The 22258-nt window shown below is 71.0% G+C and carries 22 protein-coding genes, 2 tRNA genes and 1 other RNA gene; 9 read left to right on the top strand and 16 right to left on the bottom strand.

The window, feature by feature from the left end; genetic code table 11:
* Window positions 1–54: 54 nt before the first annotated feature.
* Window positions 55–648 (bottom strand): GNAT family N-acetyltransferase, encoded by a 594-nt coding sequence (locus ACW9TB_RS03830; RefSeq protein WP_472746479.1) that lies wholly within the window; start codon window positions 646–648, stop codon window positions 55–57.
* A gap of 67 nt (window positions 649–715) precedes the next feature.
* Between ACW9TB_RS03830 and ACW9TB_RS03825 the strand changes: the two genes are divergently transcribed.
* Window positions 716–1279, top strand: coding sequence for a winged helix-turn-helix transcriptional regulator (locus ACW9TB_RS03825; protein ID WP_472746478.1), 564 nt, complete (start codon window positions 716–718; stop codon window positions 1277–1279).
* Here ACW9TB_RS03825 and ACW9TB_RS03820 read toward each other — a convergent pair.
* A complete protein-coding gene (locus tag ACW9TB_RS03820; RefSeq protein WP_472746477.1) occupies window positions 1209–1886 on the bottom strand; it encodes a VC0807 family protein in 678 nt (225 codons plus the stop codon). The two genes, ACW9TB_RS03825 and ACW9TB_RS03820, sit on opposite strands and share 71 nt — an antisense overlap.
* Window positions 1887–2074: 188 nt before the next feature.
* Here ACW9TB_RS03820 and ACW9TB_RS03815 point away from each other — a divergent pair, with 188 nt between their 5' ends.
* Window positions 2075–2935 (top strand): SURF1 family cytochrome oxidase biogenesis protein, encoded by an 861-nt coding sequence (locus tag ACW9TB_RS03815; RefSeq protein ID WP_472746476.1) that lies wholly within the window; start codon window positions 2075–2077, stop codon window positions 2933–2935.
* A 13-nt stretch (window positions 2936–2948) separates the two neighbouring features.
* On the opposite strand, the gene ACW9TB_RS03810 is transcribed toward ACW9TB_RS03815, so the two are convergent.
* On the bottom strand, window positions 2949–3647 hold the full coding sequence (locus tag ACW9TB_RS03810) for a hypothetical protein (protein WP_472746475.1): 699 nt from the start codon (window positions 3645–3647) through the stop codon (window positions 2949–2951).
* Between the two features lie 21 nt (window positions 3648–3668).
* Window positions 3669–4346, bottom strand: a complete 678-nt coding sequence (locus ACW9TB_RS03805) for a hypothetical protein (RefSeq protein ID WP_472746474.1) — start codon at window positions 4344–4346, stop codon at window positions 3669–3671.
* 55 nt (window positions 4347–4401) lie between these two features.
* On the opposite strand from ACW9TB_RS03805, the gene ACW9TB_RS03800 reads away from it, so the two are divergent.
* Both ACW9TB_RS03800 and ACW9TB_RS03795 read left to right on the top strand, forming a co-directional pair.
* Window positions 4402–5142 (top strand): tyrosine-protein phosphatase, encoded by a 741-nt coding sequence (locus ACW9TB_RS03800; RefSeq protein WP_472746473.1) that lies wholly within the window; start codon window positions 4402–4404, stop codon window positions 5140–5142.
* A gap of 318 nt (window positions 5143–5460) precedes the next feature.
* A complete protein-coding gene (locus ACW9TB_RS03795) occupies window positions 5461–6657 on the top strand; it encodes an amidohydrolase family protein (protein ID WP_329087897.1) in 1197 nt (398 codons plus the stop codon).
* A 7-nt stretch (window positions 6658–6664) separates the two neighbouring features.
* Here ACW9TB_RS03795 and ACW9TB_RS03790 read toward each other — a convergent pair whose 3' ends face one another.
* The 4 genes from ACW9TB_RS03790 to ACW9TB_RS03775 all read right to left on the bottom strand — a co-directional run bounded on the left by ACW9TB_RS03790 (window position 6665) and on the right by ACW9TB_RS03775 (window position 10365).
* Window positions 6665–7024 (bottom strand): YkvA family protein, encoded by a 360-nt coding sequence (locus tag ACW9TB_RS03790; RefSeq protein WP_472746472.1) that lies wholly within the window; start codon window positions 7022–7024, stop codon window positions 6665–6667.
* A gap of 114 nt (window positions 7025–7138) precedes the next feature.
* A complete protein-coding gene (locus tag ACW9TB_RS03785; protein WP_472746471.1) occupies window positions 7139–8554 on the bottom strand; it encodes an amidase in 1416 nt (471 codons plus the stop codon).
* Between the two features lie 3 nt (window positions 8555–8557).
* The gene (locus ACW9TB_RS03780) at window positions 8558–9526 is read right to left on the bottom strand and encodes an LLM class F420-dependent oxidoreductase (RefSeq protein WP_472746470.1); all 969 of its coding nucleotides are present in this window, start codon (window positions 9524–9526) and stop codon (window positions 8558–8560) included.
* Between the two features lie 164 nt (window positions 9527–9690).
* Entirely contained in the window at window positions 9691–10365 is a 675-nt protein-coding gene (locus ACW9TB_RS03775; RefSeq protein WP_472746469.1) for a TetR/AcrR family transcriptional regulator, read from the bottom strand.
* Between the two features lie 624 nt (window positions 10366–10989).
* Between ACW9TB_RS03775 and ACW9TB_RS03770 the strand changes: the two genes are divergently transcribed.
* The gene (locus ACW9TB_RS03770) at window positions 10990–11793 is read left to right on the top strand and encodes a hypothetical protein (protein WP_472746468.1); all 804 of its coding nucleotides are present in this window, start codon (window positions 10990–10992) and stop codon (window positions 11791–11793) included.
* A gap of 145 nt (window positions 11794–11938) precedes the next feature.
* Here the strand turns inward: ACW9TB_RS03770 and ACW9TB_RS03765 are convergent, their stop codons facing one another.
* The 5 genes from ACW9TB_RS03765 to ACW9TB_RS03745 all read right to left on the bottom strand — a co-directional run bounded on the left by ACW9TB_RS03765 (window position 11939) and on the right by ACW9TB_RS03745 (window position 15850).
* Entirely contained in the window at window positions 11939–13006 is a 1068-nt protein-coding gene (locus ACW9TB_RS03765) for an aspartate-semialdehyde dehydrogenase (RefSeq protein WP_472746467.1), read from the bottom strand.
* Window positions 13003–14277 (bottom strand): aspartate kinase, encoded by a 1275-nt coding sequence (locus ACW9TB_RS03760; RefSeq protein WP_472746466.1) that lies wholly within the window; start codon window positions 14275–14277, stop codon window positions 13003–13005. The genes ACW9TB_RS03765 and ACW9TB_RS03760 overlap by 4 nt, the downstream gene beginning before the upstream one ends.
* Before the next feature lie 90 nt (window positions 14278–14367).
* On the bottom strand, window positions 14368–14901 hold the full coding sequence (locus ACW9TB_RS03755; RefSeq protein ID WP_344743938.1) for a DUF5063 domain-containing protein: 534 nt from the start codon (window positions 14899–14901) through the stop codon (window positions 14368–14370).
* Window positions 14894–15493: a recombination mediator RecR gene (gene recR / locus ACW9TB_RS03750; protein ID WP_350968710.1), complete on the bottom strand. Its 600-nt coding sequence runs from the start codon at window positions 15491–15493 to the stop codon at window positions 14894–14896. The genes ACW9TB_RS03755 and recR overlap by 8 nt, the downstream gene beginning before the upstream one ends.
* Before the next feature lie 3 nt (window positions 15494–15496).
* Complete coding sequence (locus ACW9TB_RS03745; protein WP_329087916.1) at window positions 15497–15850, bottom strand: YbaB/EbfC family nucleoid-associated protein; 354 nt, start codon at window positions 15848–15850, stop codon at window positions 15497–15499.
* Between the two features lie 329 nt (window positions 15851–16179).
* Between ACW9TB_RS03745 and ACW9TB_RS03740 the strand changes: the two genes are divergently transcribed.
* Window positions 16180–17661: a GAF domain-containing protein gene (locus ACW9TB_RS03740; RefSeq protein ID WP_472746465.1), complete on the top strand. Its 1482-nt coding sequence runs from the start codon at window positions 16180–16182 to the stop codon at window positions 17659–17661.
* Between the two features lie 269 nt (window positions 17662–17930).
* On the opposite strand, the gene ACW9TB_RS03735 is transcribed toward ACW9TB_RS03740, so the two are convergent.
* A complete protein-coding gene (locus tag ACW9TB_RS03735; protein ID WP_472746464.1) occupies window positions 17931–20147 on the bottom strand; it encodes a DNA polymerase III subunit gamma and tau in 2217 nt (738 codons plus the stop codon).
* 29 nt (window positions 20148–20176) lie between these two features.
* Window positions 20177–20272: signal recognition particle sRNA small type (gene ffs / locus ACW9TB_RS03730), an RNA gene on the bottom strand.
* A gap of 83 nt (window positions 20273–20355) precedes the next feature.
* Here ffs and ACW9TB_RS03725 point away from each other — a divergent pair.
* The 3 genes from ACW9TB_RS03725 (at window position 20356) to ACW9TB_RS03715 (ending at window position 21979) form a co-directional block, all read left to right on the top strand.
* Window positions 20356–20444: transfer RNA gene (locus tag ACW9TB_RS03725), tRNA-Ser, on the top strand.
* A 298-nt stretch (window positions 20445–20742) separates the two neighbouring features.
* Window positions 20743–21606: a KPN_02809 family neutral zinc metallopeptidase gene (gene ypfJ / locus ACW9TB_RS03720; protein WP_472746463.1), complete on the top strand. Its 864-nt coding sequence runs from the start codon at window positions 20743–20745 to the stop codon at window positions 21604–21606.
* Window positions 21607–21676: 70 nt separating this feature from the next.
* The gene (locus ACW9TB_RS03715; RefSeq protein WP_329087971.1) at window positions 21677–21979 is read left to right on the top strand and encodes a type II toxin-antitoxin system VapB family antitoxin; all 303 of its coding nucleotides are present in this window, start codon (window positions 21677–21679) and stop codon (window positions 21977–21979) included.
* Window positions 21980–22154: 175 nt separating this feature from the next.
* On the opposite strand, the gene ACW9TB_RS03710 is transcribed toward ACW9TB_RS03715, so the two are convergent.
* Window positions 22155–22244: transfer RNA gene (locus ACW9TB_RS03710), tRNA-Ser, on the bottom strand.
* Between the last annotated feature and the right edge of the window lie 14 nt (window positions 22245–22258).

The following is a 22258-nucleotide window of genomic DNA, read 5'->3' as shown; positions in this document are numbered from 1 at the left end:
GCCTCCCGTCGGGCGGGTTCGGGTACGGCCACGGGAGGCGGCGCCGGGGATCGCTCAGCGGAGGATCCTCGCGGTCACCTCGACCGTGCCGGAGGAGACGCGCATGGTCGCCTCCGGCCATGCCCTGCGGACCATCGACAGGACCGTGCGGTTGTCCCCGAGCACGTCCATCCCCACCGTCCTGGCCCCCCTGGCCTCCGCGCGGCGCATCAGCGCGCGGACGAGCCGGGAGCCGAGCCCCATCCCCTGCCACTCGTCGCCCACCACCACGGCGATCTCGACGTCGGCCTCCTCGCCCCGGCAGCTCATCGCGTGCCCGACGAGAAGGCCCCCGTGCACGGCGAGCAGGGCGTCGCGCCGCTCGTCCACCGCGAGAAGCGTCCTGACGAAGCTCGCGCTCGGGCGGCCCATCCCGGCGAAGAACCTCCGCGCCTGCGTACGGGACGACAGTCCCCCGAGGAAACGACGGATCCCCTCCTCGTCGTCCGGCCGCGCGGACCGGATCTCGACGGCGTCCCCGGACACCGCCGGCATGTTCCCGTACACGACCGCGATGTCCCCGGACGTCTTCGGAATGCTCCCGTACGCGACCGTGACGTCCCCGGGCGCCGGCACACCGTCCGGCGACACGAGCTGAGTTCGCATCATGGACTCAGAGTCTCGCAGGACATCTGAGTATGTCAACTAGACTTAGGTGAACGTTGGAGGTGGTGCGATGGCGACCTACGATTCGCACATGAAAGAGGCGGCTCCCGGCAACCTGCCCCTGCGGGTGGACAACTGCTCCATCGAACGCGCCCTGGGCGTCGTCGGCGAGAAGTGGACGTTCCTGGTGCTGCGCGAGGCGTTCAGCGGCGTGCGGCGCTTCGCCGACATGCAGGCCGCCACAGGAGCGCCCAGGCAGGTGCTCAGCGCCCGGCTGACCCGGCTGGTGGAGGAGGGGCTGCTGCGCAAGGTCCCCTACCGCGAGCCCGGCCAGCGGCAGCGTGACGAGTACCGGCTGACCCAGATGGGTCTCGACCTCTATCCGACCCTGATGGCCCTGATGCGGTGGGGCGACCGGTATCTCAGCGACCGCGAGGGGCCGCCGGTGCGCGTCACCCACCGAGGCTGCGGCGCCCTGGTCGAGCAGCACTTCCGGTGCGCCGAAGGGCACGAGGTGCCCGGTCCGAGGGAGGTCACCCCGGTGCCCGGCCCCGGCATGCGCCCTACAGGCTCCGGAGCTCCGCTTCCGGGGTCTCCGGCCCTCGCGTCTCCAACCTCCGCAGGCAGTGCCTGAGGCTGAGCACCGAGACCAGCGCCACGCCGCCGAGCAGCACCGCGACCGCGGAGGTGCGCACGAGGAGATAGGTCTCCAGGGTCTGGCTGAGCAGCAGCCACAGGCTCAGCGCCCCGTTCAGCAGCTGCGCGCAGCCCCACAGCACCGACTGCGACACGAAGAAGCGGCGCATCCGGGGATGCTCCATCACCTGGTCGGGCAGCGGTACGAGATCGGCCACCACCCGCCGGATCAGCGGCCTCTGCAGCGGCGCGGTGAGCAGGAAGCCCATGCTCACGCAGAACACCCCGAGGCAGGGCTGCAGGAAGAACACGATGGGGTTGCCCGTCGCCACCGCCAGCACCACCCTGACGGTGATCGTGCCCGCCGCCAGCAGCAGCGTGCCCGGTGCCTCGCCGCCCTTCACCAGCCGCCAGGCGACGCCGCCGTAGACCCAGGCCGCCGCCACCGCCAGCGCGCCGTTCGCGTTGGTGAAGATCAGCGCGACGTAGAAGACGAGAACGGGAAGGATCATGCTCTCGAACACCCTGGGAGCGGCGTGCCGCAGCAGGACCCCGATGCGGGGGAGTACGAGCGGAGCCGCGGGCGCGGGCATGAGCACAGTCATCAGGGGCGGGCTCCGGAGGTGGTGGAACATCCCGGGGTAAAACTCACATGACCGTATGCGACGCCCGGAGTGTCCGGTGAGCTTTTCCATGACATCCGAGGATCGGGCGGTCCCGGGCACCTTACTACGCCCAAAGGCGCACCCGGCTACGCCCAAAGGCGCACTCGGAGGACGGGGCGGTGCCCCCGGTGCCTACCCTTGAGGACGTGTACCGCTTCCTGCTGACTCCCCGATGGCTGGCTCTCCACGTGGTGGTGTTGCTGGTCATCCCCGCTTTCGTGCTGCTGGGCCAGTGGCAGTTCGGGCGTTTCGAGGAGAGGTCCACCAGCAGCCACCAGGTCACCGGCAACCTCGCCGCCGCGCCCGTCGCCGTGGAGAGCCTCACCTCACCCGGCGGCACCGTCTCTACGCAGGACAAATACCGCACCGTCACAGCTAAGGGGACGTACGACGCGAACGCCCAGCTCCTGGTCCGGCGCCGCGTCCAGGACAAGGCGGTCGGCTTCTACGTGCTGACTCCGCTGGTCAGGGCGGACGGCACCGGCGTGCTGGTGAACCGGGGCTGGGTCAGGGCGGGCAGTACCGCCGACGCCCTCCCCGAGGTCCCCGCGCCGTCCCCGGGTGAGGTGACTGTCACCGGCAGGCTACGCCCCGCCGAGACCGAGGAGACCTCCGGCATCCGCGACCGGGCGGGCCTGCCCTCGGGACAGGTCCTGCTGATCAACACCGAGGCGATCGGCCGCCGTCTGCCGTACCGGCTCCTCGGCGGGTACGTCGAGCTGACCGGGCAGTCGCCCGAGGCCGCCGCGGCGCCCGCACCCGTCCCCGCGCCGGAGGTCGGCGAGGGAGGCGGTCTCAACCTGGCCTACGGCGTGCAGTGGTGGCTGTTCATCGGGGTCGCGATCGGCGGCTGGGCGCTGCTGATCCGCAGGGAGGCCGCCGACCTCAGGGCCGCGGCGAACGCCCCCGGCGAGCCCGGTGGACCAGGCGAGTCGCCGGACGCCGCCCCGCGGACCGCGGCGGCACCGGCGGAACAGACCGGATCCTGACCGGGAGCCGGTGTCAGCCGGACACGAGGTCCAGAAGGTAACCGGCGGCCCGCGTCAGAACCCCGGAGAGCAGGCCCAGAAGTATTCCCAGCAGGAAGCCCCGCCCGCCGCCCAGCCGCCCGCGCGGCGCGGGGACCCGCCCGGCCGCGAACCAGAGCGGGCGGGGTTCGAGCAGCAGGAACAGGATCGCGCCGATCCACCCTCCGGCGAGGATCCAGAACCAGGCCCACCGGTTGCCCAGCCGGGGCGTCGACCCGAGCATGATCAGGAAGGTGAGCGCCCAGGCCGCGATCGGCCACTCACCGCCGATGGGCACCGGCAGCTCAAGAACCCACCGGGATCCGAGGGGGATTTCCCCGGAGTCGCTCAGCTCGATCACCTTGGCGCCGCTGCGACCCATGTCGCGCCTGAGGTCCGCCATCGTGTAGGGGGGCGATGCCGCCCCGAACGTCCCGGCGTCGAGTTCGCGCCAGGCCAGCGGGCCCTCGGCCCATCGGACGTAGCGGATCGCACCGTCCCGCTCGTCGTACTCGACGAGGGAGACGCGGTCGGCCGAGGCCGCGGCGCGGAACCCGTCCCGCGTCTCCGGGAAGGGCGCACGGTTCAGCACGGTGATCAGGACGCCGAAAACCAGGACGACCAGGAGGACCGACCGGATGGTCAGCCCGACGATCCGCCAGCCGCGACGGACCTCCAGCGCTTCAGGGGCCATACCTTATTAACTACTCGACGATCACGCGTTGACCATCGCCATGCCGAAAAGGAGCGCCACCGCGATCGCGAACCCGCGTGTCCCGTCGAGCCTGGCCGGTGCGGGCAGTGCCTCGTACGGGTCCCGCCACAGGGGTCTCGGCTCCAGCAGGACGTAGAGCAGCGAGCCGCCGGTGAGGAACATCCAGAACCACGCCCAGCGGCTGGCGTAGCGGGGGTTCGGCCGGGCCAGCATGAGCAGCCAGGCCAGGATCTCCGCCGCGACCGCCACCGGGCCGAACGGCTCCCACCACCGGCCGTAGGCGGGCGAGCCCGCCAGGGCCCCGGGGCCGTCGGTGCGCACGATCTCCACGGAGGGGTCGGCGGCGGCGCGCACCTGGGCCAGGAACGCCTCCTGGCGACGTTCCAGGGCCTCGGGGACCAGCCGGGTGGTCCGGGGGTCCCAGACGTCGTCGGGCTGGTCGAAACGGGCCTGGCTCCAGGAGAGCGGCCCGTGGGACCACGTCAGCGTGCCGTAGGCGGGCCAGTTGCGGTCATATACGATCTTGGTCACCGCGCCCGCCCGCAGGTCCGCCACGAGCTCCCCCGCGGGCCGCAGGGGAGGGGCCTGGTTGAGGTGGACGATCACCGTGGAGAGCGCGAGCACGAACAGCAGCGCCACCCGCACGGCGTACGGAATGTCATCCCGTGCCGGAACCATCACTCGCATCCCCTGCCCCATCGCGCGAGACCCACCGCTGGATAGGTTAGAGGGCGTGATCCGGCATATCGAGTTCGCGCGGCTGTACAACTTCCGTGACGTGGGCGGCTACCGGACGGACGGCGGGATGGAGGTGCGCTGGCGGCGGCTCTACCGCTCCGCCTCGCTGCACATGCTCGCCGACGACGACCTCGACCGCTTCCACGCGCTCGGCGTACGCACCGTGATCGACCTGCGCCATCCCAACGAGGTGGCGCGTCGCGGCCGTGCCCCGCAGGGGCCGGGCTACCACAACCTCCCGGTCGAGCATCGCAGGTGGGACACCACTCGTGACTACGACCCCGACGCCGGGATCGCCAGGTTCTTCGCCGACCGCTATCTGGAGGTCTCCCAGGACGGTCACGCCGAGCTCAGGAGCGCCCTGGAGGTGATCGCCGAGGCGGAGAACGCGCCCGTGGTGGTCCACTGCGCGGCGGGCAAGGACCGCACGGGGCTGCTGGTCGCCCTGGTCCTGCGGCTGCTGGGGGTGTCCGAGGAGGACGTGATCGCCGACTACGCGCTGACCGGGCTGGCCAGGCCCCAGATGGTCGCGTACTGGGAGAGGGAGCATCCGGGGGAGCCGGTCCAGTGGGCGGGGTTCGGCGAGGCGCCCGCCGACGCGATGCGCCTCTTCCTGGACGAACTGGGCCCGGTACGGGACTACTGCCTGCGCACCTTGGGTCTGGACGAAAAGGTGATATCCGCCCTCAAGCATCATCTTCTGAAAAATCCTGATATTGGGGCGATCTCTGGGTAGGCGCCCTCGCAGGGCCCGCCATGGGCAGCACCCTCCGGCGGGCCCGTCCCCGGGGTCGCACTTACCCCCCCTCAGGCGGCCCCGGGGCCCGCGAAAGGCACCGCGGGAGGCGCCGCGCGGGGGAGTGTCACCAAGGACATGACAGGGGCTCACGAAAAGCGCGATGAGGACATCACGAAAGACGCGATAGGGACATCACGGGAGACGCCGGCGGAGAGCGTGACGGGAACATCGCGGGAGGCGTCGTGAGAGACAGAGATACCAAGCGGAGACCTTGCAGCTTGATGAGTGTTATTCCAGCGGAATACGGTTGACCGTGTGACTACGCCGCTGCTCCCCGACCCCGAGCCCAGGCGGCGGGACTATGTGATCATTTCAGCCGACGACCACCTGATCGAGCCGCCCGACATGTTCGACGACCGGCTGCCGGAGAAATACGCCGACATGGCGCCCAAGGTGGTCGAGACCGACTCCGGTCACCAGGTCTGGCGGTACGGCGGGGCCACCTACCCCTGTGCCGGGCTCGACGTGGGTGCCGGCCTGCCCCGCGAGCAGTGGACGCTCGACCCGGTCCGGTTCGAGCACATGCGTCCCGGTTGCCATGACGTCGAGGCCCGGATCGAGGACATGGACCGCGCCGGTGTCTGGGCCGCGCTGTGCTTCCCCGGCATGCTGGCCGGGCAGTCCGGCATGGTCTTCGCCAAGACGCGCGACCAGGAGCTGGGCCTGTCGGTCCTGCGCGCGTGGAACGACTGGCACGTGGAGGTCTGGGCGGGCACCTACCCGGAGCGGATCATCGCCCTGCAGCTGCCCTGGCTGACCGACCCCGAGGTGGCCGCCAAGGAGATCCGCGACAACGCGGCGCGCGGTTTCAAGGCGGTGCTCTTCCCCGAGTTCCCCACCCGGCTGCGCCTGCCGTCCATCCACAGCGACCACTGGGACCCGTTCTTCCAGGCGTGCGAGGAGACGGGCACCGTCGTCTGCCTGCACGCCGGTGCCGGTTCCTGGGCTCCGGTCCCCTCCCCGGACACCCCGATCGAGGCGATCACCACGCTGATGCCGGCGAGCGCCATGTTCGCCTGCGCCGACTGGCTCTGGTCGGGCATCCCGCTGCGCTTCCCCGCGCTGCGGATCCTGATCGTGGAGGGCGGCGTGGGCTGGCTGCCGATGCTGGCCGAACGGGCCGACTACGCGCTCGACCACCCGGTGGCGGGGGAGGCCTCCTGGGAGGGCGGCCTGAAGCCCAGCGAGGTGCTGCGGAGAAACTTCTTCTTCGGCACGCTCAACGACCACGCCCTGTCGGGGGTGCGGCTCGCCGTCGGGCTGGAGCACGTGCTGCTGGAGAGCGGCTACCCCCACTCCGACTCCACCTGGCCAGACACCCAGCAGGCCGTCGCGACGAACCTGGGCAGCCTGCCGCCCGCCGACATCGCCCGGGTCGCCTACGGTAACGCCGCCCGCCTGTTCGGCCACCCGCTGCCCTCGCGCGCCTGGCTCAGGATGGAACAGATCTGACCCGCCCTCACTCAGGGCCGGACGGAACCCGGGGCTGGACGGACCTGATCCGCTCGCGCTCCCAGTCGACGTAGCGCCCGCCCTCACCGAGCAGGGAGCCCATCAGCCACAGGAACACACCGAAGTCGTCGGCCACCCCGATGAGAACCAGGAAGTCGGGGACGATGTCGACCGGCGAGATGATGTAGAGCACGCCGAGCCCCATCATGGCCAGCTTGCCCTTGCCCATACCGGAATACTGCCCGTTCATGACCGCGCCGACCATTCTGGGGAGGGCACGGAGACGGGTGCCGAGACCGGGAGAGCCCGGCTTCGTCACGTCCCGGTACGTCCGCCACGCCTGCGCCGCGCGCGCCGCCTTCGCCATGGGATCCTCCTCGGAACCACGTTCGCCTGGCGGCGTACTACCCCGCCGCCTCACGATATAACGCGTGATCTCCCGACAGGGTTCCCGAACGCCCCGCACAGGACAGGACGACGGCTACCGCGTCGCCGCGTGCCGGAAGGGCCGCTCCTCCTCGATCTGGGCGGCCACCCGGACGAGCAGGTCCTCCCGCCCCGAGGCGGCGACCAGCTGCACCCCCACCGGCAGTCCGTCCGCGGTGCGGTGCAGCGGCAGGGAGATCGCGGGCTGCCCGGTGGCGTTGACGGGCGAGGTGAACGACACGGCGCGGCTGGTACGGCCCGGCGAGGTGCTGACGTCGTCGGCGGCCAGCCAGCCGAGGCGGAAGGGCGCCACCCCCAGGGACGGCATGAGCAGCAGGTCGTGCGACTCCCACCAGGCGGCCATCCGCCGTCTGAACCCGTCGATCCAGTCGCGCGAGGTCACGTAGGCGACCGCGTCGAGCTTCCGGCCCGCCGCCCCCAGGATCCGGTTGCGCGTCTCCACCTCGTCGAGCTCGACGGGCCTGCCGCGCCAGCGCCCGATGTCCTCCAGGTCGGCGGCCACGTGGGCGGCGACGATCGTGCCGAAGTGCGTGGCGAAGCCCTCCTCGGCGAGCGCGGCGGGCCCTCCCGGCCCGACGTCGTGGCCCAGCGCCTCCAGCAGCCCGGCGGCCCCGGTGACCGCGGCCACCAGGTCCGGATCGGCCGGGACGCCGCCGCCCGGATGCCCGGTGAGGAAGCCGATCCGCAGCCGCCCGGGATCCGCCCCGGCCTCCTCGGCGAGCGGGCGCCCCCAGGCCGGGGCGCCGTACGGGTCGCCCGGCATCATCCCGGCGATCACGTCGAGGGTCGCCGCGCTGTCCCTGACCGTACGGCAGAGCAGGCCCGCGGCCGAGAAGCCCGCCCAGGGCTCGCCCCCCGAGGGGCCGGAACTGACCCTGCCCCTGCCGGGCTTCAGCCCGACCAGCCCGCACATGCTCGCCGGGATCCGGATCGACCCGCCGCCGTCGCTCGCCGTGGCGACCGCGACCATGCCCGACGCCACCGCCGCCGCGGACCCGCCGCTCGATCCTCCGCTGCTGTAGCGGAGGTCGTACGGATTGCGGGTGGGACCGAAGGCCAGCGGCTCCGTGGTGATCGCGGTGCCGAACTCCGAGGTGTTGGTCCGGCCCAGGATCGTGAACCCCGCCCGGCGCAGCTTGGTCACCGCGTAGCCCTCGCGCTCGGTGAGGATCCCGTCGAGGGTGCGCGATCCCGCGCGGTACGGTTCCCCGGCCATGCTCCAGCCCAGGTCCTTCAGCAGCGTCGGCACGCCCGCGAAGGGGGCGTCGGGGTCGACATCGTCCGCCTCCGCCAGTGCCCGCTCGAACCGGCGGTGGACGACCGCGTTGATCGTGCCGTCGCACGCCTCGATCCGCGCGATCGCCGCCTCGGCGAGCTCCCTCGGGGAGATCTCCCCCTTCCGTACGGCTTGCGCCTGCCCGAGCGCGTCGAGCCTCAACAGGTCGTGCAAGGGTCACTCCTCGGCAGGGGCCAGATCTCGTACGGCCTGGGCGATCGGGACCTCGCCCCCGGGGATGGGGGCGAGCACCGGGGTGTTCAGGCCGTCGCGCACATACTCCCGGATCCTGGCCCGGCACGTGGCGGCGTCGCCGTGCACGATGAGCTCGTCCACGACCTCGTCGGGGATGGCCTTGAGCGCCGCCCGCCGGTCTCCGGCCGCCCAGGCCTCGTGCATCGGCCGCAGCACCTCGCCGCGCCCCAGCCAGTCGTGGAAGGCGGCGTACACCGGGACGGTCAGGTAGCTCGCGAGCATCCGGCGCCCGAGCTCTCGCACCTTCTCCGCGTCTTCGCTGACGCACACGAACAGCCGGGCGATCAGCTCGGTCTCCGGGCCGATCTCGGCCCTGACCCGCCGCACGTCCCCGGGCGAGAGCCAGTTGGTGATCGCGCCGTCGGCCTCCTCGGCGGCCAGGCGCAGCATGCGGGGACGCAGCGCGGCGAGCACGATCTTCGGCGGGATCCTGGGGGCGCGCTCCAGCTTGAAGCCCTTGACCTCGAACGTCTCGTACCGCTCGGTGACCTTCTCGCCCGCGAGGGCCTCGCGCAGGAAGCGCAGGGTGTCCCTGGTCCTGGCGAACGGCTTGACGAACTCCCCGGCGTTCCAGCGTTCCACGATGGCCGGGGAGGAGGCCCCGATGCCCAGGACGAAGCGCTCGGGGGCGAGGTCGGCGAGCGTGGCGGCGGACATCGCGAGCAGGCCGGGCCCCCGGGTGGAGACCGGGACGATCGCGCTGCCGAGCCGTATCCCCGGGGCCCATTCCGAGGCCATCGCCAGGGGGACGAAGCCGTCGACGCCGCTGACCTCGGCGGACCAGGCGTCGGTGTAGCCGAGTCCGGGAAGCTCGGCGATCAGGTCCCTGGAGTCGGCCAGTGAACGGTCGTAGAAGGGGATCGTCATGCCCCAGCGTGGGCCCGTGGTCATCGTGCCGCCTCCGTGTCGGTGATCTCTTCCCAGAATGATGTTCTGACGTAGCTTGCCGCACCCGCTCGGGGTGCCGTCAATAGCCAGACCGTACCAACCGGACGGTATGCCACCAAGAAACGATCCGCGCCGTCCGGCCGTCGTCCATGAGGTCTCGCCGGGACTCACTCGCGGAGTTCGTGAACCCCCGCGATGAAGTCACGGGCGACCCCGCGCAGGCCGGGCAGGTGCGAGAGCCCCACCAGGCGGTCCACCAGCGGGACGGTGAGCTCGATGAACCGGTGTGTCCGCCGGCATCCCTCCGACTCGTCGTGCACCCAGAACAGGACGACACCCATCGACATCAGCCAGAGCAGCTCCGGCAGCTCGGCCCGCAGCTCGCTGTCCATGCGGTCGGAGGAGCCCTCCACGACCCGCCGGTAGATCGCGATCGACGCGTCCCTGGAGGGCGAAGACTCGGCGCTGAACGGGTTGAGCGGGTTACTCGGCTCGGCCGCGTGCTTGAAGAACTTCACCGCGAACTCGTGGTACGGCTCGGAGACCCGCACCCACTCCCGCAGCACCCCCGCCAGCCGCGCGGCGAACCGGTGCTCGGTGGCCAGCAGCTTCTCGCACGCGGCCTCGTGCTCGGTCTGAGCCCGGTCGTAGTACGCCTGGACCAGGATCTCCTTCGAGGCGAAGTAGTAGTAGGCGTTGCCCACCGACACCCCGGCCTCGGCGGCGATGGCCCGCATGGTGGTCGCCTCGTATCCCCGCTCGCGGAAGAGCCGCAGGGCCGTCTCCACGATGACCTCACGGGTCCTGTCCGATCCACGGGTCCTCGGGGTCGGCTCGGTCATCGGTCGCTCGTCACCTATCGATTGGAGCTGGGAGAACGGGCTCATCTGGTCTTTCTCCACTGGACGAACCCTAGATCATCCGTCCCGCACCGCCAGGGAGAAGCCCCAGTGAACGACCCTAAGCGCGCCACATGGCCCCCGCCACTCATATCCGTGATTGCTCCGCCACTCTCGCCCTCGCGCCGCCTCGCCCGCCCCCGCCTCCCGTGCGCTCCCCGCGTCGTCCGCCGACGACACGACGAGGGCACCGTACGTGATAAATCCAGACATGTCGGTCTATCGCCGAAATCGCTGTCCCAGCAGGTCATCGAGCCGCCCGATCATTCCCACTACCGGGCAAAAATCACTCTTCGTGAGGGATCATCCGGGTTCGGGAGTGGGATTGATCCATTTGGCGGAAGGGCTCCCGCGACAAGGGATACATAAATGGGGACACGTCCCTGTAGACAGCGGGCTGCCCGGTTGACGGCCGGAGCACTGCTCGCTCTGCAGCTATCTTTCATCGCATCGGCTCCGCACGACAGCGCGACCGCGGAGAGCGGGAACGCGTCGACCGGCGCCGCGGTCGTGAGCCGGCCCGTCGCGGCCGTCCCGGCGGAGGCACGCCGACTCACGATCACCGGAGTGTACGACATCGCCACCATGGAAACCGCGCGGCGCTACATCCGGGAACTGTGTCACCCGGCGGCCGTCCGGCGGAGCCCCGCGATCCCCCTCTGGCCGGAGGACACCACCCCTGCGGACACGCCGAAGCCCCCCGAGACCACCGCGCGGACACGCACCGCCGCCCTGGCGGGCAAGCACCACGAACAGGCCCCCTCCCAGACGTCCGAGACCACCGCGCGAGCACGCACCGCGGCCCTGGCGGGCGCCCCCCGGAGACAAACCACGGAAACCACCCCCCAGAGCCCCGGGAAAGCACAGGCGGCCGAGGCCCCCGTCGCCGCCACCCCGGCCTCCGTCGCCCTCGAAAAGCCGGCCGAGGCCCGCCCGCCCCAGACGCGACAGGCCCAGCAAGCACAGCAGCCCGTCAGGCTCCAGCAGACGGACGCCAAGCGGCTCCTGCGGGAAGCGGGCCTGACCTGGACCTCCTCGGGCAAGTGCGCGAACCGCAAGGTACCGAACTGCACCTCGCTGGAGGCCGTGCGATCCGCGACCGTCTCCAGCGCCATCGAGCTGAGGCGCCGCAGCGGCTGCCCCCTCGTCGTCACCGGCGGCACCGAGGTGGGCCACGCCCCCGGCCCCTACAGCCATCACGAGGGCTACAAGCTGGACATCAAGCCCAACGCATGCGTCAACCGCTACATCACGAAGAACTACCCGCCGCAGGGGGTGCGGGGGGACGGCGCCCGCCTGTACGGCCAGTCGGCGACCTCGGGCCCCCTCTTCGCCCGCGAGGCGGACCACTGGGACATCCTCTTCCGCTGACCCGGCGAACCCCACGACCCCTTGAGGGACCGCGCCCGGCCTCTCAGCGCCGTACGAGATCCCCCGCGCCGAGCCCCCGGGACCGCGAGGGCCGTGCGGCGGCGTGGCGTCACAGGACGCCACCCCGCCGCACGGCCCGGGAGGACTACGCGAACTCGGCCGCGACCAGCTCGGCGATCTCCGCCGCGTTCAGGGCCGCGCCCTTGCGGAGGTTGTCGCCGCAGACGAACAGGTCGAGGGTGTTGGGGAAGTCGAGCGCCTGGCGGATCCGGCCCACGTAGGTGGGGTCGGTCCCGACGACGTCCGCCGGGGTCGGGAAGACGCCGTTGGCCGGGTCGTCCATCACGACCACGGTCGGGGCGGCCTCAAGGATCCGGTGGGCGTCGGCGACGGTGATCTCGCGCTCGAAGGTCGCGTGCACGGCCAGCGAGTGCGTGGTGATCACCGGGACGCGGACGCAGGTCGCGGAGACCTTCAGGTCGTGGATCCCGAGGATCTTCCTCGACTCGTTGCGGAGCTTGAGCTCCTCGGAGGCCCAGCCGCCGTCCTTGAGCGAGCCCGCCCACGGCACGACGTTGAACGCCACCGGCGCCGGGAACGGCGACTCCTCGTCCCCGAGCCTGTTCTGCAGGGCCTTGCGCACGTCACCGGCGGTCTGCCCGATCGTACGGTCACCCGCCAGGGCCTCGACCTCGTCGTAGAGGCGGGCCGAGCCCGCCACACCCGCGCCGGAGACCGCCTGGTACGAGGCGACCACCAGCGCCCGCAGGCCGTACTCCTCGTGGAGGGCGCCCATCGCGGCCATCATCGACAGGGTCGTGCAGTTGGGGGTGGAGATGATCCCCAGCGGCCTGGTGCGCGCGTCCCGCGGGTTGACCTCCGGCACGACCAGCGGCACCTCGGGGTTCATCCGGAAGGTGCCCGACTTGTCGATGACGACGGCCCCGCGCTCGGCGGCGATCGGCACCCAGGTCGCGGAGACCTCGTCCGGCACGTCGAAGATCGCGATGTCGACGCCGTCGAAGACCTCGGGGGCCAGCTCCTGGACGACGAGGTCCTCGCCGCGGACCCGCAGGACCTTGCCCGCCGAGCGGGCGGACGCGACGAGCTTGATGTCGCCGTAGACGTCCTCGCGGCCGGAGATGATGTCACGCATGACGGTGCCGACGGCACCGGTCGCCCCGATCAGGGCGAGAGTGGGCTTGCGGCTCATCGCCCGCTACCTCCGTAGATCACGGCTTCAACCTGGTCCGCGTCGAGGTCGAACGCGCGGTGCGCGGCGCCGACCGCCGTGTCCACCTCGTCCTGCCCGACGATCACCGAGATGCGGATCTCCGAGGTGGAGATCATCTCGATGTTCACCCCCGCGTCGGCGAGGGCGGCGAAGAACGTCGCGGTGACGCCGGGGTGCGAGCGCATGCCCGCCCCGATCAGCGAGATCTTGCCGATCTGGTCGTCGAAGAGCAGCGACTCGAAGCCGATGCGCTCCTGGATCTTCTTCAGCGCGGTGAGCGCGGCCGAGCCGTCGCTCGTGGGCAGCGTGAAGGAGATGTCCGTCCGCCCGGTCGTCGCCGCCGACACGTTCTGCACGATCATGTCGATGTTGATCTCGGCGTCGGCGAGTGTTTTGAAGATCGTCGCAGCCTCGCCGACCTTGTCGGGCACCCCGACAACGGTGATCTTGGCCTCGCTCCGGTCGTGCGCGACGCCGGAGATGATCGGCTGCTCCATCTCTGTTCCTTCGCTGTCGGGGTCGGAGACGACCCACGTGCCTTCCTTGGTGCTGAACGAGCTTCTGACGTGGATCGGCAGGCTGAACCGGCGAGCGTACTCGACACAGCGCAGGTGCAGGATCTTCGCGCCGCACGCCGCCATCTCCATCATCTCGTCGTACGAGATCTTGGGGATCTTACGGGCGGCGGGGACGATGCGGGGGTCGGCGGTGAAGACGCCGTCCACGTCGGTGTAGATCTCGCACACGTCGGCGTTCAGGGCGGCGGCGAGCGCGACCGCCGTGGTGTCGGAGCCGCCCCTGCCGAGCGTGGTGATGTCCTTGGTGTCCTGCGAGACGCCCTGGAAACCGGCCACGATCGCGATCTGGCCGCTGTCGAGCGCCCCGCGGATCCGGCCGGGCGTCACGTCGATGATGCGCGCGCGGCCGTGCGAGGAGTCGGTGATCACCCCGGCCTGGGAACCGGTGAACGAGCGCGCCTCCTGGCCCAGGTTGGCGATCGCCATCGCCAGCAGCGCCATCGAGATGCGCTCACCGGAGGTGAGCAGCATGTCGAGCTCGCGGCCCGGTGGAAGCGGCGAGACCTGCTGGGCGAGGTCGAGCAGCTCGTCCGTCGTGTCGCCCATGGCCGAAACGATCACCACGACGTCGTTGCCGGCTTTTTTCGTCGCGACGATCCGCTGGGCGACCCGCTTGATGCAGGACGCGTCGGCGACGGACGAACCACCATACTTCTGAACAACGAGCGCCACGAGATGTCTCCGAAGCAATCTAGGGCTGTGGAGCTCACAGTCTACTGGCGCCCCTGCTGAGGCCCTCTGATCAAACCAGCATGTGGACGATCACACCGTCGTGCGCTCCTCCGCGACGTCGAGCCGCGTGTGGGCGACAAGCGCCTGAAGTGCCCGCATCGCCGCTCCGGCGTGGTTTCCCCAGGTGTTGAAATAGGAGTACTGCCACCACCAGAGCGCCTCAAGGGGACGGCCCGCCCGGTGGTGCCGCAGACCGTGCAGGAGGTCGGCGGCCACCGCCGTCAGGTCGTCCGACAGGCGGTACGGGGTGACCACGGTGTCCTTGTAGGGGTCGAAGACCTCGGCGTAGTCGTCGACCGGCCCCAGCCTCTCGGCGAGGGCCGTACGGACGGCGTCGACGTCCGGGTCCTCGCCCAGGTGCGGCTCCCAGTTGCCCGACAGGATCACGTCCTGGCTCGCGCCGAGCTGCGCGCCGGCCGAGCTGACCTGCGCGACCTCCACCAGCAGCAGCGGCAGGATGGCGTCGCCACCCTCACCGCCCGCCAGGCGGGTCAGGCCGTCGATGTAGTTCTTGGCGTGCTCCGCGATTCGTTCCGCGAGAGCGCTCCACGCATCGTCAGACATCAAGGAGCCTTCTTCCTTCGAACGCGCGGCCCAAGGTGACCTCGTCCGCGTACTCAAGGTCACCGCCTACCGGCAGACCGCTGGCCAGTCGTGTCACTTTCAGTCCCATCGGCTTGACCAGACGGGCGAGATAGGTCGCCGTCGCCTCCCCCTCAAGGTTGGGGTCGGTGGCGAGGATCAGCTCGGTGACCTGGCCGTCCGCCAGGCGGGTCATGAGCTCTCGGATGTTCAGGTCGTCGGGGCCGACGCCGTCGATCGGGCTGATCGCCCCGCCGAGCACGTGGTAGCGGCCCCGGAACTCACGGGTCCTCTCGATGGCCACGACGTCCTTCGACTCCTCGACGACGCAGATCACGTGGAGATCGCGTCTGGTGTCGCGGCAGATCCGGCACTCCTCCTCCGCGGCGACGTTGCCGCAGACCCGGCAGAAGCGGACCTTCTCCTTGACCTCCAGCAGAGCGTGCGCGAGCCGCTTCACGTCGGCCGGCTCCGCGGCCAGCAGGTGGAACGCGATGCGCTGCGCGCTCTTGGGACCGACTCCGGGAAGCATCCCCAGCTCGTCGATCAGGTTCTGGACGACCCCTTCGTACATGACCTAGAACCCGGGAAGCTGGCCGAGCCCGCCCCCGCCGCCCAGCCCCTGCGCGAGGGGGCCGAGCTTCTCCTGCTGCAGGTCGGCCGCGGCGCGCACGGCGTCGCGAATGGCGGCGATGACCAGGTCGGCGATGGTGTCGGCCGTCTCCTGGGGGTCGCCGGGGTCCACGGCCTCGGGACTGATCTTGAGTTCGAGCAGCTCGCCCCCGCCGTTGACCGTGGCCACGACCAGTCCGCCGCCCGCGGAGCCCTCGACTTCAGCGTCGTTCAGCTCCTGCTGGGCGCTCACAAGCTGCTGCTGCATGAGCTGTGCCTGCTCCAGCAGCTGCTGCAGGTTGACATCCCCTGGGTTCACCGTCGTTGTGCTCCTCGTCCGTGACATCGGTCGTCACGAGCCTACGGGGTTCGGGCCGGGTCGTGTACTGGAGCGAGCACGCGTTCCCCCAGGAGGGGGATTAAACCCCCCGTCGGGCCCCGGGCCCCCCTCCAGACGTCCGAGACCCGACGCGACACACGCCGGAGCGGCCGCACACGGCGCCGTGTGATCGAAAGGTAACCCTCCGAAGGTTGCACACACGTTGCGATCGTTCACTCACCCTCCGCACACCCTCTTTGGCCGAACGGGTTGCGGGCGGAGGCCCGACCATCGATGCTTCGGCCATCGGCTCTATTCCGGGGGGATATGTGCGCGACAGCCACCGGGGAGCTGTCCAGACGGTCGACCTCGACTCCTACTCGTCACGGCTGCGGCGTCTGCACGAGGCACTGATCAGGGGCGAGTGTCCGGCGGGTGAGGAGCCCAGAGGCGTGATCTCCGCGTCATGGCGGCGGTCGCTGGACGCCGGGGTCGATCCCGACACCGGGTCGGCCCCCCTCGCCTTCGAGGGCGAGGACATCCGCGAGATCCGCTCGGCGCACCCGATGAGCAGGCTCCTGCCGGTCATCACCGGGACCCTCCTGGAGGCCGTCGACGCGGACGACCAGATCCTGCTCGTCACCGACGCCCACGGCAGGGTGCTCTGGCGCGACGGCAACCACCGGACGATGGAGAGCGCCGACGAGGTGGGGCTGGCCGACGGCTTCGACTGGAGCGAGGACGCGATCGGGACCAACGGCCTGGGCACCGCCCTCGCGACCCGGCGCTCCCTGCACGTCTTCTCCGCGGAACACCTGGTCAGGGCGCTCCACGTCTGGTCGTGCTCCGCCGCGCCGATCGTCGACCCCGACAGCGGCGACCTGCTGGGCTGCGTCGACGTCAGCGGCAGGACGCGCGCCATGCACCCGGCGAGCGTCGCCCTCGTCGAGGCCGCGGCGCGGCTGGCCGAGAGCCACCTCACGCTGCGCATGCTCGAACGCGACGAGCGGCTCAGACGCCGTCACGAGCGGCACCTGAGCACGCTGCGCGGCGAGCCCGGCGCCCTGGTCACCGCGACCGGACGGATCATCGCCGGTAACGACGCGCGGCAGTGGGGCGCCCGCGTACGCCTGCCGGAGGTGGGCGACCGGGTGGTCCTGGCCGATGGTCGGAGCGCCTTCCTGGAGGTTCTCGGCGACGACGGCTTCCTGCTCCGGCTCACCGGCCCGGCCAGGGGTCCCGTGCTCACCCTGTCCTTCCTCGGCGCCGAACACCCCTCGGCGCACCTCGACGGGACCCGCCTGTCGCTCTCCCCGCGCCACGCCGAGATCCTCGCGATGCTCGCCCTCAACCCCCAGGGGATGACCGCCGCCCAGCTCTCCTTCCACCTGTACGGCGACGCGGGGAACCCGGTGACCATCCGCGCCGAGATCCACCGCCTCCGCGCCCAGCTCGGCCGGACGATCGCCGCCAAGCCGTACCGCCTGACCTGCGTGGTGGAGGCCGACTTCCTGGAGCTCAAGCGGCTGCTCGCGGCCGACGAGGCCACCCCGGTCGCCCGCGCCTACCGAGGCCCCCTGCTGCCCCGCTCCGAGGCCCCCGCCCTGCGCAGCGAACGCGAGGAGCTGGAGGGCCAGGTACGCGCCCGCCTGCTGCGGCGTGGAGGCCCCGAGGACCTGTGGGCCTACGCGGAGACCGAACACGGCAGGAGCGACATCCAGATCCTCGAACGCCTCGTCGTCACGCTGCCCCGCCACGACCACCGCGCGGTGGCCGCCCGGATCCGCCTCAGCGGCGTCGACCTGCCCTGAGCCGTGCCGCGGGTTCGTCCGCGCTTTCGGGACGAGCGCGGAGGAAGCGTCGCGGGTACGGCGGAAAACCTGCCAGGCGCGGCCGTCGAGACCGGGCCGGTACGGAACGACGCCGGGTCCCCGGTCCTCACCGCGAGTGCGACGTTCGCCGACGTCGGCCCTCGTGACGCGCTGCTCGCGGTGGGGCGATCGTCAGGTGTCCGGTCGAAAAGGCGTGACAGCGCGTCGCGACGGTCGGTGTGACGCGCTGCTCGCGGTGGAGCCGATCGTCAGGTGTGGTCGATCTCGCCGATGACCTGGCCGCCCAGCTCGCGCTGGAGGAGGGCCATGCCGCTGAGCGCGTCGACGTCGGCGTCCGCGTCGTTGAGCGGGTCGACCTCGTCGGTGTCGGGGGCGGTGCCGCGAGCACCTCGGGCGGGCACCGCGTCGGGCCAGGCCGCCGCCTTGGCGCCGGTCTTGGCCGCGGCCCTCGGACCGGCCTGCGCCGCCGCCCTGGCCGCCGAACGGGCGGCGGCCAGACCGGGGCTCGGCATGGAACTCGGCGGGGGAGGCGAGCCGGGGTCCTCCGGCATGGGGGCGTCCGGCCAGGACTCGTCCGTCGCGGGCGGGGCCTGCCGGGGCGGAGCCTCCCGCGGAGCCGCAGGCGCGGGGGCCTGGGGCGGAGACTGCGGGGCCGGTGCTGATGCCGGTGCCTGCGGCTGCGGTGCCTGGTTCTGGGGGGCGGGGTTCTGGGGCGCGGGATGCTGGGGGGCCGGGGGCTGCCTCGGGGCCGGGGGGCGGCCCTCGCCGGAAGGCGCGGGCCCGCCGCCGACGACGGCCTCGACCTTCCAGTTTCCGCCCAGGACCTCCTGCAGCACCGCCGCGACAACCGCGTCCTTGCCGCCGCCGATGAAGTTCTTCATCGCGCCGACCTGGGCGAAGCCGAGGGTGACGATCTTGCCTTCGACCCCGACGACCTGGGCGTTGGTGTTGACGTTGGCCCACACGACGATGCTGCGCCGCTTGAGCGCCGCGAGCACCTGGGGCCACGCCTGCTGCACGGCCCCGGCCCCGGAACCGGACGCCGTCGCCGTGTCGACCGGCGGGGGCGCGGCGGCGGCCTCGGGAGCCTGCTGGACGGACGCCTGTCCCTGCCTGCCGTGTTCCTGCCCCTGGGCCGGTGCGCCGGGCCTGACCGCCACGGGCCAGTCGTCGCCCTGGCCACCGGACCGCTCGGCGGGCGCCTCCGGCTGCGACGGGGGCGACGGGGGTGGTGGGGGCGACGGGTGAACCACCGGCGCGGGAGTGGGAGCGGGAGCCTGCTGCGGGAGGGGCGCGGGGGCCGCGACGACTCCGCCCTTCTCCAGCCGCTCCAGGCGGGCGAGCAGTGCCGCCTCACCCTGGGCGGCGCCGGGAAGAAGGATCCTGGCGCACATCAGTTCGAGCAGCAGCCGGGGCGAGGCCGCCCCGCGCATCTCGGTCAGCCCCGCGTTGAGGATCTCCGCCGCGCGGGTCAGCTCGGCCGGGCCCATCGAGGCCGCCTGGACCTGGAGCCGCTCCAGCTCGTCGCCCGGCCGGTCGAGCAGCCCGCTGGTGGCCGCCTCCGGCACGTTGGCCAGGATCACCAGGTCACGGAAGCGCTCCAGCAGGTCCATCGCGAACCGCCGGGGATCGTGGCCGCCCTCGATCACCCGGTTCACCACCTGGAACACCAGCGCGCCGTCACGACCCGCGAAGGCCGCGACCACGTCGTCGAGCAGGTCGCCGTCGGTGTAACCGAGGAGGGAGACCGCGCGGGCGTACGTGATGCCCGCCTCGTCCGACCCGGCGAACAGCTGGTCGAGGATCGACAGCGAGTCGCGGGCCGACCCCGCGCCCGCCCTGACCACCAGCGGGAGCGCGGCGGGCTCGAACGGGACCTTCTCCGAGGTGAGGATCTCCTCCATGAGCGCACGCAGCGCGGCCGGGGGGATCAACCGGAACGGGTAGTGGTGGGTCCGGGACTTGATCGTCCCGATGACCTTCTCCGGCTCGGTGGTCGCGAAGACGAACTTCAGGTGCGGGGGAGGCTCCTCGACGAGCTTGAGCAGCGCGTTGAAACCCTCGCGGGTCACCATGTGCGCCTCGTCGATGATGTAGATCTTGAAGCGCGACGACACCGGCGCGAAGAAGGCCCGCTCACGCAGGTCGCGGGCGTCGTCCACGCCACCGTGCGAGGCGGCGTCGATCTCGATGACGTCGAGGTGGCCGGGGCCGGTGGGCGCCAGCGCCACGCAGGACTCGCACTCCCCGCACGGGTCGGGGGTCGGGCCCTTCTCGCAGTTCAGGGAGCGGGCCAGGATGCGCGCGCTGGACGTCTTGCCGCATCCCCTGGGCCCGCTGAACAGGTAGGCGTGGTTGATGCGCCCGCTGCGCAGCGCCTGGCGCAACGGGTCGGTGACGTGCTCCTGACCCTTGACCTCGGCGAAGGTCCCGGGCCGGTACTTGCGGTACAGCGCAAGACTCATGCGGCGATCCCACCTGCGAGGGGTCTCAACGAAGAGACCCCTCGCACACCCGCCAGAGCCCGCTTATCCTTGCTGCCTTCCGGCCCTGGGGAGGTTCACAGGATGACGCCGCGCGAGGGGTCGGCCCTCAGTCTAGCCTCAGATCGGAGTGGTCGGTGTCGGAAATTAATGGTCCGCGCCGCTCCGAAAGTTAGGTAAGCTTCTCCACGGAGGATTCGCCTAGTTGGCCTAGGGCGCACGCTTGGAAAGCGTGTTGGGGGCAACCCCTCAGGAGTTCGAATCTCCTATCCTCCGCCAGTCGTAACACGAAAGCCCGCTCCGAACCGGAGCGGGCTTTCGCGCGTCAAGGGCCCGATCGGCCGGTTCGGAAGGCGTCTCTCCCCAGGTCCCGACCGGCCGGTTGATCGCGTAGACGGACCCGTGCGGGGAACGTCCAGGGAAGCGGGATCGCGGCCCGGTGGACGAGACGGGGCTCACGGGCGCCCGATCACCCGGGCCACGACGCCTTCCCTGAAGGGGTGTCCGGCCCCGTCGGCATGGCCGGCCCTCCCCTGGGCAGTCGGAGGGTCCCAAGCGGATCGAAGGGACGTCGGCGATGGACTTCAAGGATGACGCCCAGCTGGACAGCTCGCAGGTCGAGAGTCGCGGCGGAGGGAGGATTCCCGGTGGCGGTCTCGCGATCGGCGGCGGAGCGGCGGGAATCGTCGCGCTCATCGTGGCCCTCATTTTCGGGATAAACCCCGGGGACATCACCGGCGGCTCCTCCCAGCCGGCCCCGGTGGGCCCGAGCTCCGACCTCACCGCCCAGTGCAAGACCGGGCAGGACGCCGACCAGAACGAGGAGTGCCGGGTGGTCGGCGTGGTCAACAGCATCCAGGACTACTGGCCGAAGGCGGTCCAGGGGTACGAACCGGCCAAGACCGTGATGTTCTCCGGGCAGGTCGACACCGCCTGCGGTGCCGCCGACGCCTCCGTCGGCCCGTTCTACTGCCCGGCCGACCGCCAGGTCTACCTGGACCTCAGTTTCTTCAAGGAACTGGAGAGCAAGTTCGGCGCGAAGGGCGGGCCCTTCGCCCAGGCGTACGTCATCGGCCACGAGTACGGCCACCACGTCCAGAACCTCCTCGGGACCAACGCCAAGGCCCAGGAGGGCCCCGAGCAGGGTCCGGAGAGCGGCTCGGTCCGGCTGGAGCTGCAGGCCGACTGCTACTCGGGCGCCTGGGCCAAGAACGCGTACGAGACCGGCCTGTTCGAGAAGCCGTTCACGAAGACGGACATCGAGGAGGCGCTCAGCGCGGCCTCCGCCGTGGGTGACGACAGCATCCAGGAGCGGACCCAGGGCCGGGTCAACCCCGACGGCTTCACCCACGGGACGTCGGCGCAGCGTGTCAAGTGGTTCACCACCGGTTACCAGAGCGGCGACCCCGGCAGGTGTGACACCTTCGCGGGAAGCATCTGACACCGGCTTTGAACTGCGACGGGGGGAACCCGCCCTTCGCCGGGCGGGATTCTCTCCTAAACTACATACTGTGATCTTCAAGTTGGTCGGCGACGAACGGCCCTATCCCGAACACGGTCTCTCGCATCGCGAGTGGGCCCAGATACCGCCGCGACAGGTCCGGCTCGACACCCTGATCACCACGAAAGCGGTGCTCGACCTCCACTCCCTGCTCGCCAAGGACTCCACGTTCTACGGGGACCTGTTCCCGCACGTGGTCCAGTGGCGCGGCGACCTCTATCTGGAGGACGGCCTGCACCGGGCGCTGCGTTCGGCCCTGCACCAGCGCTCGGTCCTGCACGCGCGGGTCCTGGACCTGCCCGCCGAGAGCTGATCCTCTCAAGCGGGATACCGGACCCTGTGGCATCGGCCGGAGGGGTCAGGTGGGAAACCGGCGACCCTGCGGACTCTCGGCGATCCGAAAAACGGCGCATTCACGGCCGCCCCGGCGTGATTGTGGATATGCGAAGAGCCCCTGAGCTGCTCACGCAGTCCAGAGGCTCTTTTCGTGGCGGTGGAGGTGGGATTTGAACCCACGGATAGGTTGCCCCATCACACGCTTTCGAGGCGTGCGCCCTCGGCCACTAGGCGACTCCACCGCGGAGCAGCTTAC

The sequence above is a fragment of the Streptosporangium sp. H13245 genome (assembly GCF_055690525.1).
The sequence above is the reverse complement of the archived record's forward strand: the minus strand, read 5'-3'. Positions and strand labels throughout refer to the sequence as shown.